The 16,915-nt window shown below is 60.2% G+C and carries 12 protein-coding genes; all 12 read left to right on the plus strand.

Going from position 1 to position 16,915, the window contains the following annotated elements; genetic code table 11:
- Positions 1 to 48 precede the first annotated feature (48 nt).
- On the plus strand, positions 49 to 1,470 hold the full coding sequence (locus AAAV21_RS08670; protein WP_349108915.1) for a hypothetical protein: 1,422 nt from the start codon (positions 49 to 51) through the stop codon (positions 1,468 to 1,470).
- The gene (locus tag AAAV21_RS08675; RefSeq protein WP_349108917.1) at positions 1,470 to 3,575 is read left to right on the plus strand and encodes a type IV secretory system conjugative DNA transfer family protein; all 2,106 of its coding nucleotides are present in this window, start codon (positions 1,470 to 1,472) and stop codon (positions 3,573 to 3,575) included. The genes AAAV21_RS08670 and AAAV21_RS08675 overlap by 1 nt, the downstream gene beginning before the upstream one ends.
- Before the next feature lie 501 nt (positions 3,576 to 4,076).
- Positions 4,077 to 4,367: a hypothetical protein gene (locus AAAV21_RS08680; RefSeq protein ID WP_349108920.1), complete on the plus strand. Its 291-nt coding sequence runs from the start codon at positions 4,077 to 4,079 to the stop codon at positions 4,365 to 4,367.
- 4 nt (positions 4,368 to 4,371) lie between these two features.
- Positions 4,372 to 4,872: a PrgI family protein gene (locus tag AAAV21_RS08685; RefSeq protein WP_349108922.1), complete on the plus strand. Its 501-nt coding sequence runs from the start codon at positions 4,372 to 4,374 to the stop codon at positions 4,870 to 4,872.
- Positions 4,872 to 7,658 carry a VirB4-like conjugal transfer ATPase, CD1110 family gene (locus AAAV21_RS08690; RefSeq protein ID WP_349108924.1) on the plus strand — a complete coding sequence of 929 codons (2,787 nt, stop codon included), beginning with the start codon at positions 4,872 to 4,874 and terminating at the stop codon, positions 7,656 to 7,658. The genes AAAV21_RS08685 and AAAV21_RS08690 overlap by 1 nt, the downstream gene beginning before the upstream one ends.
- A gap of 108 nt (positions 7,659 to 7,766) precedes the next feature.
- Positions 7,767 to 11,204, plus strand: a complete 3,438-nt coding sequence (locus AAAV21_RS08695; RefSeq protein WP_349108929.1) for a phage tail tip lysozyme — start codon at positions 7,767 to 7,769, stop codon at positions 11,202 to 11,204.
- Between the two features lie 23 nt (positions 11,205 to 11,227).
- Positions 11,228 to 12,118: a hypothetical protein gene (locus AAAV21_RS08700; RefSeq protein WP_349108932.1), complete on the plus strand. Its 891-nt coding sequence runs from the start codon at positions 11,228 to 11,230 to the stop codon at positions 12,116 to 12,118.
- Complete coding sequence (locus AAAV21_RS08705; protein ID WP_349108935.1) at positions 12,115 to 13,308, plus strand: type IV secretion system protein; 1,194 nt, start codon at positions 12,115 to 12,117, stop codon at positions 13,306 to 13,308. Before AAAV21_RS08700 ends, AAAV21_RS08705 begins: the two co-directional genes overlap by 4 nt.
- Positions 13,308 to 13,703, plus strand: a complete 396-nt coding sequence (locus AAAV21_RS08710; RefSeq protein ID WP_349108936.1) for a helix-turn-helix transcriptional regulator — start codon at positions 13,308 to 13,310, stop codon at positions 13,701 to 13,703. Before AAAV21_RS08705 ends, AAAV21_RS08710 begins: the two co-directional genes overlap by 1 nt.
- A complete protein-coding gene (locus AAAV21_RS08715) occupies positions 13,663 to 15,774 on the plus strand; it encodes a DNA topoisomerase (protein ID WP_349108938.1) in 2,112 nt (703 codons plus the stop codon). The genes AAAV21_RS08710 and AAAV21_RS08715 overlap by 41 nt, the downstream gene beginning before the upstream one ends.
- Complete coding sequence (locus tag AAAV21_RS08720; protein ID WP_349108940.1) at positions 15,771 to 16,214, plus strand: hypothetical protein; 444 nt, start codon at positions 15,771 to 15,773, stop codon at positions 16,212 to 16,214. The genes AAAV21_RS08715 and AAAV21_RS08720 overlap by 4 nt, the downstream gene beginning before the upstream one ends.
- On the plus strand, positions 16,211 to 16,864 hold the full coding sequence (locus AAAV21_RS08725; protein WP_349108943.1) for a CPBP family intramembrane glutamic endopeptidase: 654 nt from the start codon (positions 16,211 to 16,213) through the stop codon (positions 16,862 to 16,864). The genes AAAV21_RS08720 and AAAV21_RS08725 overlap by 4 nt, the downstream gene beginning before the upstream one ends.
- The last annotated feature ends 51 nt before the right edge of the window (positions 16,865 to 16,915 follow it).

Genomic DNA, 16,915 nt, shown 5'->3' on the forward strand with positions numbered 1-16,915 from the left:
TGGTCGGGCATGGGGCTCGACCACAGTGGACACACGGAGGTAGAAGACATGCCAGCGATTGCAGACGAGGCGGGAACAAAACTGTTCAACCTGCTCGAGATGTTCGGCAGGGAGTTGATCAGAAATGAACTCCACAAGAACGCGCAGTTCCGCGAGGAGGCCGACAGAGCCAAGAAGACCGCAAAGGATCTCTCCAATGCGGGTCAGGGTCTTTTCGGCAAGGGTGCGAGGGCTTCCCAAGCATATACACAGACGTGGTTTAAATCGCATGAGGGCGCCCAAGCCACACTTCGAGAGCTCAAACAGCTGTCCCCCAAGCTGTTTGCCAACTCAACCGTCATCGGCCACTTCATCATCCATCCAAAGAACAAGGTCATCACAGATGCCATCGAAGATATCAGCAGAGACCATCGACTGGTCACTTATGCAATGAACCTCGATGCGCTTGACAGGGATAAGTCTAAATCGGCTTACCTGAAAAGCCAGCCCGATGGCAATTGCACGCGATTCTCATTTGGTGAGTTCGGTGACGAGGGTGCGTCCTTCAATGCGGCATATTACTGCTCTGTCCTGCAGGATTACGATATCAACGCCCGCCACATCGGCAACCAGGTCATCCTCGACAATGCCGACTGCGAACGAGCCATCGAGGCCCTCAACCTCGAGAAGAGAAAAGTCGAGGCTATGGGTCCCGAGCGCGGAGAGATGTTCATGCGCCAGCGCTTCATGGACCGTATCGGCGTGGAATATGAGCCTCCTTTGATTGGCGGTGAAGCCGAAGGATATGAGGGTGCGGGCGGAGACCTAAGCGTTGAAGCGCCGATGCCCGATCCTCAGCACGTCCATGTAGATACCGATGCTGAGGACCGCGAATCAGGTGAGGACGGCTTTTACGTACCGAGTCTCGACGACGTCGATGAGGCTCGCGACGGGGATGGCGCCGGCAGCTCACCTGCTGACGGCAAGACCGGACCCGAATCCACGGAGGAGATCGCCGAGGAGGAGCTTGCCGAGAAGACGGTGGAGCCCTCTCCTGCCGCTCGATCCGATGCCGAGCTGAGCGCGGACGATGCCGATGAAATGCTGTCCCGCGAGACCCGGAAGGCGGAGCTGCATGAGGACATCTCCAACAGCAAGACCACGGCGGATTGCGTGCAGGCGCGTCCCGATGCGCATAACGGCGACCTCTCAACCCCCTATGCCGACGGACAGGACGCGCCCGGTACCGGGGACTCCGATGGGGACGGCATCCGCGATGCAGCCGAGGACCGCGATGGTGACGGAACCCCAGACAGCCATGACCAAGATGCCGAGTATATCGACGACGACCCCGACTACGAGCCCGTCAGCATGAAGGAGCGCAGCGTCGACGAATTGATGAGCGATAAGAGCGAAGAGGCCGCCTTCGTGGCATCCCGCTCTGCAGCCCAGGCCGAGAAGGACGTCTCGCTCGAGACGGTGAACCGATAATGAAGGTCACGAAGGAAGTGGCGCCGCTCCTCGCCGCTGCGGTTGCCACCATCCCCTTTGCCTACCTCGGGAATAGGTTTATCGACTGCGCCTGCTCGTATTCGGACATGCTCGAGGGAATCACGGCCGCCCCGACGGAGATGTGGGGCTATATCGCCCGTCAGCCGTTCCATCTTTTGGTGAACGACGCGGGAATGCTCGGCATACTGCTCGGAATCTGCATCCCATGGGCGCTTGCCATGGTCTGCCTCGTCTACGGGCAGAAGAACACGCGCGTCGGCGAGGAACACGGCTCCGCGCGATGGGCGACTCCCGAGGAACTCGCCCCATTTATCGATGACAAGAACCCCGAAGGCGCCTCGAACGCACTTCTTCTTTCCAAGAACACGGGTCGAGCATGGAGCAGAGAGGGATTCTCGATGAACTACGACGGAAACATGAACGTGCTCGTCATCGGCGGCTCCGGTGCCGGCAAGACGCGCTACTACGTGAAGCCGAACGTCTGCCAGATGAACAGCGACCTGTTCATCACGGACCCGAAGGGCGATCTTTTGCTCGATGTCGGCAACATGCTCACGAACAACGGATACGAGATCCGCTCGTTCAATACGTTCTTCCCCGACCGCTCGCTTATCTACAATCCCCTCCACTATGTCAGAACCGATCTCGAAATCCAGTCCTTCGCCGGACTGCTCATCTCGATGACGACCCCGCCTAAGTCGAGTTCGGGCGACCCGTTCTGGGAGAAATCCGAGAAGATGCTCTATATGGCACTCATCGCGTTCCTGCGAGACTACTGCCCGGCCAGCGATTACCATATCGGCGGCCTGCTCAAGCTGCTGTCGATGGCCAAGGCATCGGAATCCAACGAGAACTTCAAGAGCCCGCTTGACCTCATCTTCGATGAGATCGAGACCGGCATGCGCCGCGTCAAGCGCCAGCCGAAGAATCCCGAAGTCCAGGAACGTGCGGCGGAGAACCCGACCCCGCCCGATGCCCCGGAGGAAATCACCGTCTATACGGGCTCGGACGGAGAGCGATTCGACCTCGTCCCGTCCGCCTTCCGCCGCCACTCGGACAACAAGCGCCCATACGACAACGTACACAAGAACGGCAAGCGCGGCTTCGACCCCACCGAGGACTACGCCCTGGAGAACTACCGCAAGTTCCAGTCGGCAGCCGGCAAGACTCTGAAATCGATCCTGATCACCTGCAACGCGCGTCTCGCACCGTTCACCGCTGCGGAAGTGAAGCAGCTCGTCGTCGGCGAGGACCAGATGCACCTCGAGCGCTTCGGAGACCCCGACTCGAAGAACGCCATCTTCGCCATCTTCGACGACACCGACCAGCGGACGCTCGGCTTCCTCCACGGCATGATGGTCTACCAGACGGTGCGCGTCCTGTGCCACAAGGCATTGGAGAAGTACAACGGCAAGCTCCCCCGCCCCGTCAACTTCATCCTCGACGAGTACCGTTCGCTGTCCCTGCCCGCCGACATCTCCGGCTTCATCTCCGTCCTGAGGTCGCGAAACATCGCGATGTCAGTCATCCTGCAGGCGAAATCGCAGCTCGCCGAGCTATATGACGAGGCGACGGCCGATTCCATCGTCGGCTGCTGCGATACGATCCTGTACCTCGGCGGCGGCAAGGCCAACAAGGGAACGACATCCACCTGCGAGTTCATTTCCGACTCCTGCGGTCAGCAGACCGTCTTCCAGGAGAACTACTCGCAGAGTCACGGCGGTCAGGGCAGCTGGTCAAAGAGCGGTCAGACGGTCGGCCGCGCTCTCATCGATCCCGCCGAGGTGGCGAAGCTGCCCAAGACGGAGTGCGTCGTACTCATCAACGGCGCAAACCCCATCATCGATGAGAAATACCCGCTCACCGAGCACCCGAATTACAAGTTGATGGCTGATTCGCCCGACTTCGACATCAAGAAGTACATGGCCGAGAAGCGACGCCGCGAGGAACGCGAGCTGTCCGCCCGTATCGCGGCCAAGTCGAGGGCGAAAAGCCTGCACAGGCCAAAGTCGGATCGTCCGAGCGCCGCCGGCGGCAGGCACTATAAGCCATCCGATGAGAACAAGGGTAGTCAGGAGGGATAAGGACCCGCGCCTTTAGGAATTGTGTGCAAGGGGTTCCCGAGGTCTCTCGCCGAACCCCTTTTTACTTTCTATCCGAAAGTTCTACCTGCGTAAACGCCGCGGTGTTGCCGCTGCGGCAAGACTTGGGAGCCGCGTGGACGCGCCATGTATCTTCGTGATGTCCATGAGGTCGGCGAATCGCCGACCCGTACCCGGTACGGAGGATCGCATGCCTGTCGAAGCATCTGGAAAAGAAAAGCGCCGGACCAGAGACGGTCCGACGCCTTGACACGCGGTGCGCACCCCGACCGCGAACGGTCTACCTGCATTCCCTTACGGGCCCCAAACAGTTCATGGGTGCGCTAGACAGGAGATGACAGCGGTTCTCACGAACCTCTTCACCCTGGCGCCTCTCGGCGCATAGGAATAGTAACACATTCGGCACATTTGGACCAATGAGGCATTTTCAAGCTACATGGTCGATTTAGCGCATCTGCGCCGACTTACCTGAAAGGATCACATATGAACCCGATTTACCACGCCCTCGCCGTCGCCACCGTCCAGCTCGGCCAACTCGATTCCGCAGGCGGCATCCTCGGCAATATCACCGGACTGCTCAGGGGCGGCATCCAGATGCTCGGCGCCATCATGGTCGTCTGGGGCGGCGTCACCATCGGCATCAACGTCCACAACGGCGCATCCGGCAACGGTGCCGCCATCGCCGCAGGCGTCGGCACGCTGATCGGCGGCGTAATCGTCTCTGCCGCGGCGCTTTATTTCGGCACGCTCGACACCAGCTGGGTGCGAGGCTAAGCGGGTGCTGTCGGTACCTGTCCACAAGGATGTAACCGAGTATCAGCCCAAAGTCATCGGCGGCCTCACCGCACGCACGATCATCTGCATCGGAGCGGCGGTGGGCTGTGCCTTGGCTTTCGGCATGCTCTGCACGTTTGTGTTCCATGTGGATATCAACGATGTCATCTACCTCGTCTGGCTCGCCGCCGCACCTGCCGCCTTGGTCGGCTTCTATACGCCCCACGGATTGAATTTCGAGAAGTTCGCGCCTCTGTGGTTTGCACACAACTTCAACGAGCAGTGCCTCGTATACGTCAGCGCCAGCAACCGCGGCGAATTCAAGGCCGAGGCCGATGCCCTCAAGAAGGCATACGCCGATGAGCGTAAATGCGCCAACGGCAAGGAGCTCTCGAAGCTCTACAAGACCAACGGCATCGAGATGTGGGAACCCGGCGGGCAGCTCGAGCCGATGAATATCACAGACCCCAACAAGAGACAGATTGAAGACTTTTGGAGCGACTAATGGCTAATAATGACGAGAGCTTCAAGAACATGGAGACGCTCGCCGCAGGCCTTCGCAAACCGGGTGAGGTCGGTTTCGAGCTCGACCCCGAGTACGCGAAGATGGGCAAGCGGGAACGCAAGCGCTATGTCAAGAAGGTGCATAGGGAACTCGACCGAGAGCTCGCCGGCAAGCGCAACGAGATCCGCGATGCCCGCGCCGCGGCGAAGGAGGCCGAGCGCACGCAGGCGAAAAGCGCGGCCGAGGTGACCAAGAAGCTCAAGGAGCGCAGCTCCAAGAGCGATAAACTCACCGCTGAGCAGCGACGCCGACGCGACAACGCGAAGAACGTGGTCGATGCGATCGGCTACAACCGAATGTTCGAGAACGGCATCTGCGAGGTCGAGGACGGATATTACTCCGAGACCCTCTCCTTCGACGACATCACCTATCAGAACGCCCGCGATGACGACCAGAAGACCATCCTCGCGGCGATGTGCGATATCTACAACTATTTCCCCGCCGACACCACGGTGCAGTTCTCCGTCATCAACACCCCCCTGCGCCACGACCAGATTCGCGACCGTCAGTTCTACGACCCGTCACGCCAGGCAAACGATGTCCTCAAGGAAGATGCAGAGACGATGAACGAGGTGCTCTCCGATAAACTCGCGGAGGGCGTGTCGAACATCAAACGCGCCCGCTATATGACGATCGGCATCCATGCGAACAACCCCATCGAGGCACGCACGCGCTTTTCGCGCATCAATACCGACCTTACGGGCAATTTCGAGCAGATCCGCTGCGATGTCACGCCGATGACGGGTCTCGAGCGACTTTCCGTACTCCAGTCCCTGCTGCGTCCAGACCGTAAGTTCTCGTTCGATTACGAACGCGACCTGTCGATCTACAGCCCCGACAGCTCCAAGGACTTCATCGCGCCGATGAGCATCAACTTCAAGCCCGACGGCTCGAACATGTACTTCAAGGTCGACGATAAGTACTGCCAAGTCCTGGTCATGCGCAAGTACGACTCCCCCCTCGAGGACACGGTCGTCGCGAACCTCGTGAACATGTCGATGCCAATCGAGGTGACTTGGTACCTCCAGCCCATGGAGAAGGCCAAGGCAATTAACTTCGTCAAGACCCGCCGCGCGTGGATCGATGCCGAGACCATCGAGGAGCAGAAGAAGGCCGTCCAGCAGGGCTACGACTATTCGATTCTGCCCTCCGAACTCCGATACTCGCGCGAGGAGACCGAGGACCTGCTGACGCAGCTCCAGGGACAGCAGCAGCACCTCTTCATGTTCTCCGGCCTCATCTTCACGTGGGCGGAGTCCCCCGAGAAGCTGACCGAGCAGGTACTGCAGATCCTCGATGTCGCGTCGTCGGCTGGCGTGCAGGTCGAGACCCTCGAGTACCGTCAGCGCCAGGGCCTGAATTCGATCCTGCCCCTCGGACTCAACCATATCGAGATCTCTCGACCCTTCACCACGTCGGAGGCGTGCATTTTCGTCCCTTTCGCCACCCAGGAGCTCGAACAGGAGGGCGGTAGCTGGTACTACCAGAACAAACTGTCGAACAACCTCGTGTTCGGCAATCGAGCCAACCTGGCAAGTCCCGTCGGCTTCATCTCCGGCAAGACGGGATCCGGCAAGGGATTCTTCGCCAAGAACGAGATCGAGGGAACCCTGCTCTCGAAACCCGACGACCAGGTGATCATCTTCGACCGTGCCGGCGAATACAAGCTGCTGGTCGAGCATGCGGGCGGTACCTATGCGTCCTTCGGCGTCGGCCTCAACGCGCATTTGAACCCGCTCGGCATGGACAAGCGCCGCGAATCCGAGGATTTCGGCACGCAGGTTGCCTTCAAGGCGGACGCCATGATCGCGCAGGCGGCGGCCGCGGCCAACGAGACCATGACGGTGTTCTCCGAGGAGGAGCGCTCCATCATCCAGCGCTGCGTCGAGAACATCTTCCGCCGCTACAACATGGAGGGCGGTCGCGAGCCGATTCTCGAGGACTTCTACGAGGAGCTGAAGCGCCAGCCCGAGCCGATGGCGCAGAATATCGCCCTGCGCTACGAGCGTTTCGTCAGCGGCTACTCGAACTTCTTCAACCATGAGACCGACATCGACCTCACGGCCCGCACCGTCGGATTGAACTTCAAGGACGTGCCCGACTCCATGCTCGTCTTCGCGCTAATCTCGTTCTGCGAGACGGTGCGAAACATCATGTACAGCAACTTCGACCATGGACGTCGGACATGGCTGTACATCGAGGAGATGGAATCGCTGTTCAAGTACCCGTCGGTACTCAACTACTTCCGCCGATTCGCCAACGAGTGCCGTAAGTTCGGCATGTACCTGACGGGCATCACGCAGTCGACCGAATCCATGATCCGCAACCAGGATGCCAATGCCATCGTCAAGAATTCCGACTTCATCATGCTGCTTAAGCAGTCCAAGGAGGACCGCGACTACTGGGCGGATGCACTCGGCCTGTCCCCCCTCGAGGTCGCCTGCATCGATGAGGGCGCTCCCCGCGGATGGGGCCTTCTCGTCTTCGGCTCCGCCCGCGTCCCGATCAAGGGCGAGTTCCCGAGCGACAACCACCTCTACGAGCTGTTCTCGACCGATCCGAACGAATGGGCGGAGAAGAAGGCCCGTGAGGCCCTCGAGGCCGCCAAGCATGGCGGCGTAGCTGAGAATATCGCCCCTCAGGATGAATTCCGCCGCCGCAAGCGCGTCCGCGGCCGAAAGAAAAAGCGCGGCCCCTCGATTCCAGAAAAAGAGCCGAGCGAGTAGCCAAATGTGGAGAATGGCAGTTGCCGCTGCGGCAACTGCCCCCATATTCTCGACCACCGGACCGATACTCCAAGACTGTAACCACTTTGATTCCGAAAGGAGGGCATCTTGCCAGACGCTTCCAAAAATGGAAATCCAAGTGACGCGTCCAATTTGAAAAACGGCAGCGTGGCGGGTATGTCCTCCGAAATCGAACGGCAGCAACAGACTGCAGCGTCATATGATGACGGCGTGCAAAGGGCCGTCGCCCATACCGCTGATTTCTCCCGTCATGCCGATACGGTCAGCTTGGAATATTCTGCGGGAACCGCTGCCATCGGCGTGTCGAATCCGGTGGCCAATCGGGCTCAAGATGCCCAGCGGTCAGCCATTCCACCGAGTGAATCCAATTTCAGCGTCCTGGATGCCCGGGAAACGTTCGGTTCCTCTTTCGGTGACTCGCGAAGCGAGCAGGACGCATTCAAGACGGGCATGGATACCGGTATCGACCGGCTCGGTCAGGCAGGCGTAGCCCGCTCGTCCGAGTTCGGTACCGATATCTCGGCCTCGGCGCAAGTCGACACCCGCGATGCCTTCTCCGGTTCCTACGATTCCGGCAGGACGGGATTCGACCAGCCGATAGGCGGTTCGGGACGGGACTTCAGCCAGCCCCAGACCCAGCAGGCTATCCCCGCTATCGCGGCCCAGCCAATTCAGCCAGTCTCCAATGCCTTCAACTCCCGTATGGAGCAGCAGGGTTCCGACAGTCCGTTTTCCGACGGCACCGACCGCAGCGCCGCCGCACAGCGAAACATGATGACCTCCAACGACGCCGTCGAGCAGGCAGGCATCGCCGGCTCCCGAGACTTTATCGAGGGGGCCGCCGTGTCCGTGCAGGCCGATGCCCGCGACGTCTTCTCTGGTTCCTACGATTCCGGCAGGACGGTACTCGACCAGCCGACAGGCGGTCTCGGGCAGAACTCGGGTTCTCCGCAAGCAGGGCAGCAATCTTTTGGCAGCCCCTCCCCTATGGGCACCGCCAACGCTCCCGCGGAGGATAAAGCCGATTTCGTATCGGAGGCAGCCGGGCTCGGTTCGCATCAACCCTCGACCTCATCGTGGGCATCTGCCGATATGTTCGCCGGCGGCCATGTGAAAGACGTGCATCTCAGCAAGAGGATTCAAGAGAATCTGGATAACTCGAAGGCCGCCTATTCCGAGGCGAAGCAAGACTATGCCGCTGCCGAGAAGGATGCCTTGGAGACGCTCGGCGCATCGGGCTGGAGCTCGGGTGACCAAACATCCGCCTTCTCCGATTCCGCCGAGAGGGCCGAGGGCTTCAAGGACGGCCTCGGCACAGGTGTCGACTCCATCGTGCGAGCCGGAGTATCCGATTCGCACGACTTCGGGTTCGTGGCACAAACAGAGCAGAAAGTCCCATCCGGCATGCCTGCCCGCCACGGCTCTCATCCCGAAAAGACCGAGACCTCCCCGAGCCAAACCCATACGGTAGAGCATGGTTCCGGGCATACCCGCCAGACCTCCGATCCATCCGGTCCAGAATCGCGGGCCGAAAAGTTTAAGGGCGAGTTCGAGGCATCCGCGGACGCAATCGAGCACACTGGAATCAGCGATACTCGGGACTTCGGGTTCATATCGCAAGCCGAGCGGGAGGCCGAGCCATCCGTACCGAAGCCCACCGCCTATCGGGCTGGCAAGGAAAGCCCCGCTGGCGGGGCCAAGTATGCCGATGCTCCGGAGGACGTGCGAAACGCCGCCGGGAACGTCGTCGCCAAAGGCAAGGACGTCCGAAAGGCATCCGATGAAATGGCCGCGGCCCACAGGGAGGCCTCGGAGTTCATCACCAAGGCCGAGAAGAGAGCCCAGGCGGTAGCGAATTTCAAATCCGCGGCAGCCAATGCGGTCGTCAATTCCGCCGTCGCCTCCATCGGAGACGATTCGGTGTCCGGCACCGCCGTCAGGTCCTCTGCCCGCGCCGTTGTAGCCGCGGGGCGCTCAATCAAGGCCAGCAGAGCTGTCGGCAAGCAAGTCGGTGCACGCGGCTTCTTCTCATCTTCCGCCGAGACTTCCAAGGCCGCCATCCTTGCGCTTGACGATGACGGCAGTCTCGATGGGCTCGATAAGGTTGATGAATCCGCCCGCGCCGGGCGTTATGTCCGCGGCAAGGCCAAGGACTTCAGGAATGCCCGAGCCAAGGCAAAGGGCGGCAGCAAGTCGCAGCTCATGTCGCAGGCCGAGAAGAGGGCTGCGAGAACATCTGGAGATGTGCAACGCGCCTCCTTTTCAAATTCCATGCAGCGTAGGTCTATGTCCATCGCAAAGGCCAAGGCCGCTGCGGGGGAAATCGCCGACGCGAACGAAAAGGCAAACCTTATCGGTAAGCTCGTTTCCGGATTGGCGAATGCCGGCAAGCAGGCCCTTCAAAGTCTCGCCGCGCTCGTTCAAGGTATCGGCTCCTTTCTGTCCGGCCTGTTCGGCAGTATCGCCGCCGCCCTCGGCAGCTCCGTCTTCGCCGTCATTGCGGTCGTCGTCCTACTCATCATCTTGTTCGTCGTCGCGCTTTTCTGCGATCCGAGCCAGGCTACCGTCCAAGGCCTGAATGAAACCGAGACTCAGGTCGCAACCTTCTTCAGGGAAAAGGGACTCGATGACGTGCAGATCGCCGCCATCATGGGCAATATGTATGGAGAGAGCGGCATGCATGCCGGTTCGGAAGAGGGCGGCGGCACCAACGCGAACGGCATCGGCCTATGTCAGTGGACGAACGGACGTCACACTAATCTCGTGAACTACGCCAATTCAGTCGGCAAGTCTTGGACCGATGTCGGTGTCCAACTTGATTTTTTCTGGGATCACGACAAGTGGCAATCAAATTGGTGGAGCGGTTACCACATCAACACATATGATCACTCGCCCGAATCAATGTCCGAGGACCCGCCATCCGGCTCCTATGTCGAAGGCTCGAAAAAGGGCTTTTTGGCGGCAACCGATGTCAAAGACGCCGTCCGCCAGTTCCTCTATGGCTGGGAGGTCGCAGGTATCCCCCGCCTGAAGGTTCGTTACGATGCCGCAGAAAGGTATCTCGAGGCACTGCAGAATGGCGGGGATGCCGATGGCGACCATGGTGCCAATGGAGGCGCCCCGCAAATCGCAGGAGCCACGGCCCGCCAGCAGGCAATCGTCAACTCGGCTTATGCGACGCCGACACCCGGTCAAGGCCTGTGTGCCGCATGGGTCTCCAACGTCTTCAGGAACGCGGGTTACGGCTTCTACGGGGGCAACGCCTGCGATATGTGCCGCTCTTGGTGCCATAGCTCCAACCGAAACGAACTCAAGGTCGGGATGATCATCGCCGATGTCTCCCACCCGGGTACCGGATCGGCGGGACTCACATACGGACACGTCGGTATCTACATCGGTAACAACAAAGTCATGAGCAACGAAGGTCCCATCACGGTTAAGAGCCTAGATACCTTTATCAGATTCTACGGTGCAGGCACCGGATGCAGATGGGGCTGGCTCGGAGGCATCGACCTCACGCAATAGCCATGATGAGGAAAGGAGACAGGATGGATAGGTTTTTTGAATTTCTTAAGAACAATACGGCCATCGTCGCAGTCGCTGCGGGCATCGTTCTCTTCATCGCGATGAACGGCATCACGTCGTGCGTCGCTCACGGAGACGGAGGCAATCCCCCGACCGAGCAGCATGATCAGATCGAGCGTTCGGAAGACGCCGGCACCGATCGCGGCCAAAAGGAGAAGGTCTCACTGTCCGAAGCACAGCGAGACGTGGCTAAGGACTATGACGATGCCACACTGGGTATTGTGGCCACCCTCGAGAACTCAAAATGGGGCGCCATCGACGGCACAGGTTCGATGACCATCAAGGACGGTATCATTACCGAAAAATACGGCGAAACCGGCGGCGATAAAACCAAGACAGTGACCAAAAAGCAGTCCTTCGCCATCACGGCTGCGGATACGCTCGGCGCCGACCAGTCCGGAGCCCTCTCTTGGAACGTGCTGTCCGTCATCGATTCCGATGGCAAGTCCCATATCATGACCCTCTCGACCGTCAACCCCGCCGCCAACGGCGAGGGCAATGACGAATACCACGATATCTCCTGCGACCTCTTTCACAACGAGGGGGGCTACACCAACAGCCGTTCCTGCGAAGACGTCTCGATTCCCGCCCTCGACGACCCGAATTTCAAATCGTCCATCGATGGAAAAACAAAAGAGCTTCGCGCCTCGCTTGTAGACTACCTTCTCGCCAACCACTCGACTACCACCGAACTCGTCTGGGACGGAGCCGTAACCGATGTCTTCGCAAACGGGGTCAAGACGTTCAGCTTCGGCATCAGGAATGCCAATACGGGCGACGGCGACAGCAGCACCCGCATCAACGTCACCTATCACACCGACACACATGAGTTCGAGGAGGTCGATGTCCAATGACGGACGCCGCCGCAATCAGGTTCGACGCCTTGGGCTATGCCCGCAACGAGGGTATCATCAACATGTCGAAAGGCACCATAGCCTCAGCATGCAACTCGATGGCCAAACGCCTCGACCGTGTCAGCAGCCCATCATATAGGCGGGCCATCGCGACGTTTACGATTTCCCTCGCGGTTTTCGCAATCGGGATTCTCGCCACCCCCCGGGGCGCAACCGCTTGGGGACTTGACGATATCGTCACGACCGTCGCAGGCGCGATCGGCGACTGGGTCGGCAGCGCCTTCACCGCCCTTCTCAAAGTACTTCAAGAGCAGACAGTCGAGCCCTTGGCAAACGGTTTCCTCAAGGCCCTGTTCCAGGGAATCGAGTCCAGCCTCAAGTCTTCCGATTTGCTGCTCGGGTTCGATAACCTCCTCGGGTCCTACGGCGGTAGGTTCAGCCTGTCTACCTTCATCGAGAACGTCTCCGATGTCGCCATCAAGCCAGTCGCGGCAACGCTGCTCGCCATGGGCATGCTTCTCCAGCTTCTGAAAATCGCGAAGAAGATGGATCAAGGCGGCGGCATGATGCCTTCCGTCCGCGAGGTCATCTCGCTATTCGTCTGGTGCGCCGTCATGATGTATATGGTGCGCAACGGCCTGGGTATCGTAAAGGACCTCTACACGATGGTTCTCGGGATCATCAAGTCAGCCAACACCACGGCGGGATCGATGGGCAGTGCCGCCGATGTCATCCATACCTGGGCGGGCAACGATACGCTCATCAAGTTCGCGGACGACACCCAGTTCATCCAGGGCCTCATCATCTGCCTAGAGTGCCTGCTCGCCTGGGTTGTCGGGTCCTTCGCGGTCGTCATCTCCTATTACATGATGATCGGCCGCGCCCTCGAGATCTACCTGACCGCCATGTTCGCCCCGATTCCGTTTGCCCTCATGGGCTTCGACGAGACCCGCAGCTGGGGATGGGGGTATCTCAAACAATTCCTATCTCTCTGCCTCGCCGGCGTCATCATGATCGTCGTCCTCTACATGTTCCCGTTCATCGTCGTGTCGGTCGCGGGCGATATCAGCCACGGCATCAGCGTCACGGACACGCTCGGCGTCCTCGTCAAGGTGATTGCCGCATGCCTCGTCCTCGCCATGACGCTTCTGAAATCGACCCAAATCGCCCGCAGCATCCTAGGCGGCTGATGGCTGTGGTCGCGACCGATCCCGACACCGACCGTACGGTCGCCCTGCGCAAGGCACGCTTCAAGGTGCGCCTGCGCAGGGCCGCCGAGGCATGCGATTACGAGAACCTGTATCAACTCGGTCGCGTCTGCGGCATCAGCAAGGATTCTTTCAAGAAGTACCTGTCGGGGACGCGGCTTCCGAACTACGAATGCATCCTGCGGCTCTCCCTCGTCCTCGGCGTACCCTGCGATTGGCTCATGGGATGCGATGAGGGGCCGATGCTCCGCGCCGTGCTGAAGGCACGAGAAATCGATTCCGCTTGGAAAACCAAGGACGGCAGCATGCCCCGCCCTTCCCTTGAAAGGAGCTGCGATGATTCTCATTCTCGCAGAGAAACCGAGTGCGAAGCGTAACTTCGCGAAGGCTCTCGGAGGAAGTTCCGGTTCGTATGCCGGTGTGCAATACAAGATATGCGCCCTCAGGGGGCACGTCATGGGCCTGCTGCCACCCGACAGGCAGGTTCCCGCCGACAAGTCCGAAGCCATGCTGAAATGGTCGCTTGCCGAACTGCCCTGGGACCTTGCGCAGTTCAGTTGGAAAAAAGGTGTGCTGAAGGGCTGCTCAGATGTCATCTCGGAGTTGAAACGCGAGCTTTCGGGGGCGGACGAGGTCTGCATAGCGACCGATGTGGACCCTTCCGGTGAGGGCGAGCTTTTGGCCTGGGAGGCGCTCGAGAAGTGCGGTTGGCACGGCAAGACCAGCCGCATGTACTTCACCGACGAGGCTCCCGCGAGCGTCCAGAAGGCCTTTAGGGGGCGTAAGACCCTCGGGGCCATGGAGGAGGACGGGGATTTCGTCAAGGCGCATGTGCGCGAGCGCTGGGATCTCGCATCCATGCAGTTCGTGCGTGCGGCGACCTGCATTGCCCGCGACCATGGGTTCCGAACGGTCGTGCGCGAGGGGCGCCTGAAGTCGGTCATGGTGAAGCTCACGGGCGACCAGCTCGAGGCGTACAACGGCTATGTCAAGAAGCCCTTCTTCGAGGCGCGTTTCCGCGACGAGAACGGTAACGTCTTCGCACGTACCTATGAGGACGGGGACGGGTGGCGTCTCGATTCCGCCGACAAGGTCGATTTGAGCCATCTCCATGAGTCGCGCGTGGTCGAGGATTCCAGGACGAAAAAGCATACCGCACCCGGCAAGCTGCTCGACCTCGCGGGGCTGTCCGGCATCTTGGCTAGGCGCGGGCATAAGCCCGCGGACGTGCTGGCGTGCTACCAGAAGATGTATGAGGACCAGGTGGTGAGCTACCCACGCACCGAGGACAAGCAGATCACACCGGAGCAGTTCAATGAGCTTCTCCCCTTGGTGGACAGGATCTGCGCGGTCGTCGGTGTCGACCCATTGGTCTGCTCCCATAGAGTCGCTCGAAAGACGCACGTCAAGGAGGGCGGGGCACACGGCGCCAACCGACCCGGCGTTAATATCCCTGCGAGCCTCGACGTGCTCGATAAGTACGGCAAATGCGCCCGCGACATCTATATCGTCCTGGCGAAAAACTACCTCGCGATGCTCGCGGAAGACTATGAGTATGAGCTCGTGCGTGCGCACGTGGCGGGTTTTCCCGAGTTCACGGGCTCGACGCAGGTGCCGCTGTCGCGCGGGTTCAAGGCCATCTTCGATTCCGATGCCTCGCAGGAGGAAGCCCAGGAGGGTGCCGAGAAGGAGAACACGGCCGAATTCGGCAGAACCGCAGCCCCGTTCTGCTTCGAGGGGGCAAACAAACGCCCGCAGAAGCCGACTATGAAGTGGCTCACCAAGCGACTTGAGAAATACAACGTGGGTACGGGTGCCACGCGCACCAGCACGCTCGCCGAGATCACCAAGGACGAGGACCGCGCCCTCATGAGGGAGAAAAAGGGAACGCTGTCTCTTACCGATTGCGGCGCCGTCTCCTACAAGTTGCTCGATGGGTGCCAGATAGCGTCGCCTGAAGCCACCGAGAAGCTCTTCAATCAGATGGAGGCGGTCGGCAGGTTCGAGGTCGATGCCGACGGTGTCGTTAACTCCGTCACCGATATGGTCATCCATGACCTTGAGGTCATGAAGAGGAACGGCGAGAAGCTCGGCAGCTTGGGACCCGTGGGTTCCAAGGTCGTCGGGAAATGCCCGCGATGCGGCGCGGATGTCGTCGACCGAGGTTCCAGTGCGAAGGCGTGCAGCTGCTCGTCCAACAAGGGCAAGCGCGACGGGCACGGTAATTGGGTTCAAACCGAGGGATGCGGATTCACGATCTGGAAGACGGTTGCCGGCAAGAAGCTGACGGCGACACAGCTCGCCAAGCTGCTCGAGGGCGGTACGACCGGGAAGATCTCGGGGTTCAAGTCGAAAGCGGGCAAGGAATTCAGCGCGAAGCTCAGGCTGGCCGCAGACAAGTCGGGCAAGGTGGAGTTCGTGTTCGATGAAAAGGGGAAACGGAAATGAGCGGTGATTCAGGGTGCCGCGATAGGGCGGATGAACTTACGGTAATCGTGCTCAGGAAGGCCGAATGCGTCAGACATGTGGGCAACGGCGAGGCGTTTCGACTCGTCCGCCCCCTGCTCGAGACGAACGGGCTCGAGGTCGGGGATTCGGTCGATTTGGTGGACGGGTTCCTGTTCTCCGTCCGTCCCCATACCGAGGAGTGGAACGATACTGAGCGCAATGCGCTCGCGGCGGGACTCTCGTGCCTGGGGTCTATCGGTTTCTCGGGCTATATCGCGCAGAAAGCCCTTGAGGACGAGGTGGCGATTGATGCCGGCACGGTCGCGCTCGGCCTTGTCGCACTTGCCGCGACTGCTGCGCTCGCAGCGAGCGGTTTCGTCGCCTGCGTGAAGGGTGTCCGCGCTATCGGCAGGCATCTGAGCGCAGGGAGGGCTAAATGAGGCAGGTCGAGGTCGAGTCCGAGGGGAAGAGCGAGGCTGATAACGAGGGCAATGGTGTCCCGTTGCGCTTCGCCTTCATCGCGCCCGTGCTTTTCGGAATCTCGCTTTTCGCGGCGGGGCTGGCCACCCTCTCCTTGGGACTTTCCGAAGACGTCGCGCACACTGTCTCATCGCTATTCGTGCTTGCGGTCATGGTCTGGCTGTATCAGTCTTTCGGCCTCGGGGTCGGTCGCGTGGGGACGCTCGGCGTGCTTTCGGCCATCAGCGCGGGGATCCTGCTTCAAGCCGTCTCGATCGGCATCATCGCGCTCGTCTCCAAGGTCGATACCGCGGCCTCGGCCGCCGTCACGCTCCCCTATCTGGCCCAGCTTTGCGTCATCGATCCGCTCGCCGAGGAGCTTTGCTTCCGCGGTGTCTCGCTGACCGCGCTTGAGCGCTACGGCCTGCCGTTTTGGGCGGCGAACCTCGTGCAGGCCGCGCTGTTCGGTGCTTTCCATTTCAATATCGTGCAGTCGGCGTATGCGTTCGTCTGCGCCTTGGTTCTGGGCGGTCTCAGGCAGCGCAGCGGAATCGGCTCAAGCATTATCGCGCATTGCGCCTGCAACCTGTCGGGCCTGATTCTCGGTGTGGTTCTCGTCCACTTCGTCTAGCGAAAGGGTTTGAGGGAAAATCGCCGGCGTGCCGTCAATTCTATCAAAGGT

The sequence above is a fragment of the Collinsella sp. CLA-AA-H302 genome (assembly GCF_040093305.1).
In the GTDB taxonomy this organism is placed as follows: Bacteria; Actinomycetota; Coriobacteriia; order Coriobacteriales; family Coriobacteriaceae; genus Collinsella.

Excerpts from the sequence above, each read along its gene's own strand:
- AAAV21_RS08670 (WP_349108915.1), top strand. The coding sequence starts at position 49 with ATGCCAGCGATTGCAGACGAGGCGGGAACAAAACTGTTCAACCTGCTC.
- AAAV21_RS08675 (WP_349108917.1), top strand. The coding sequence starts at position 1,470 with ATGAAGGTCACGAAGGAAGTGGCGCCGCTCCTCGCCGCTGCGGTTGCC.
- AAAV21_RS08680 (WP_349108920.1), top strand. The coding sequence starts at position 4,077 with ATGAACCCGATTTACCACGCCCTCGCCGTCGCCACCGTCCAGCTCGGC.
- AAAV21_RS08690 (WP_349108924.1), top strand. The coding sequence starts at position 4,872 with ATGGCTAATAATGACGAGAGCTTCAAGAACATGGAGACGCTCGCCGCA.
- AAAV21_RS08700 (WP_349108932.1), top strand. The coding sequence starts at position 11,228 with ATGGATAGGTTTTTTGAATTTCTTAAGAACAATACGGCCATCGTCGCA.
- AAAV21_RS08705 (WP_349108935.1), top strand. The coding sequence starts at position 12,115 with ATGACGGACGCCGCCGCAATCAGGTTCGACGCCTTGGGCTATGCCCGC.
- AAAV21_RS08710 (WP_349108936.1), top strand. The coding sequence starts at position 13,308 with ATGGCTGTGGTCGCGACCGATCCCGACACCGACCGTACGGTCGCCCTG.
- AAAV21_RS08715 (WP_349108938.1), top strand. The coding sequence starts at position 13,663 with ATGATTCTCATTCTCGCAGAGAAACCGAGTGCGAAGCGTAACTTCGCG.
- AAAV21_RS08720 (WP_349108940.1), top strand. The coding sequence starts at position 15,771 with ATGAGCGGTGATTCAGGGTGCCGCGATAGGGCGGATGAACTTACGGTA.
- AAAV21_RS08725 (WP_349108943.1), top strand. The coding sequence starts at position 16,211 with ATGAGGCAGGTCGAGGTCGAGTCCGAGGGGAAGAGCGAGGCTGATAAC.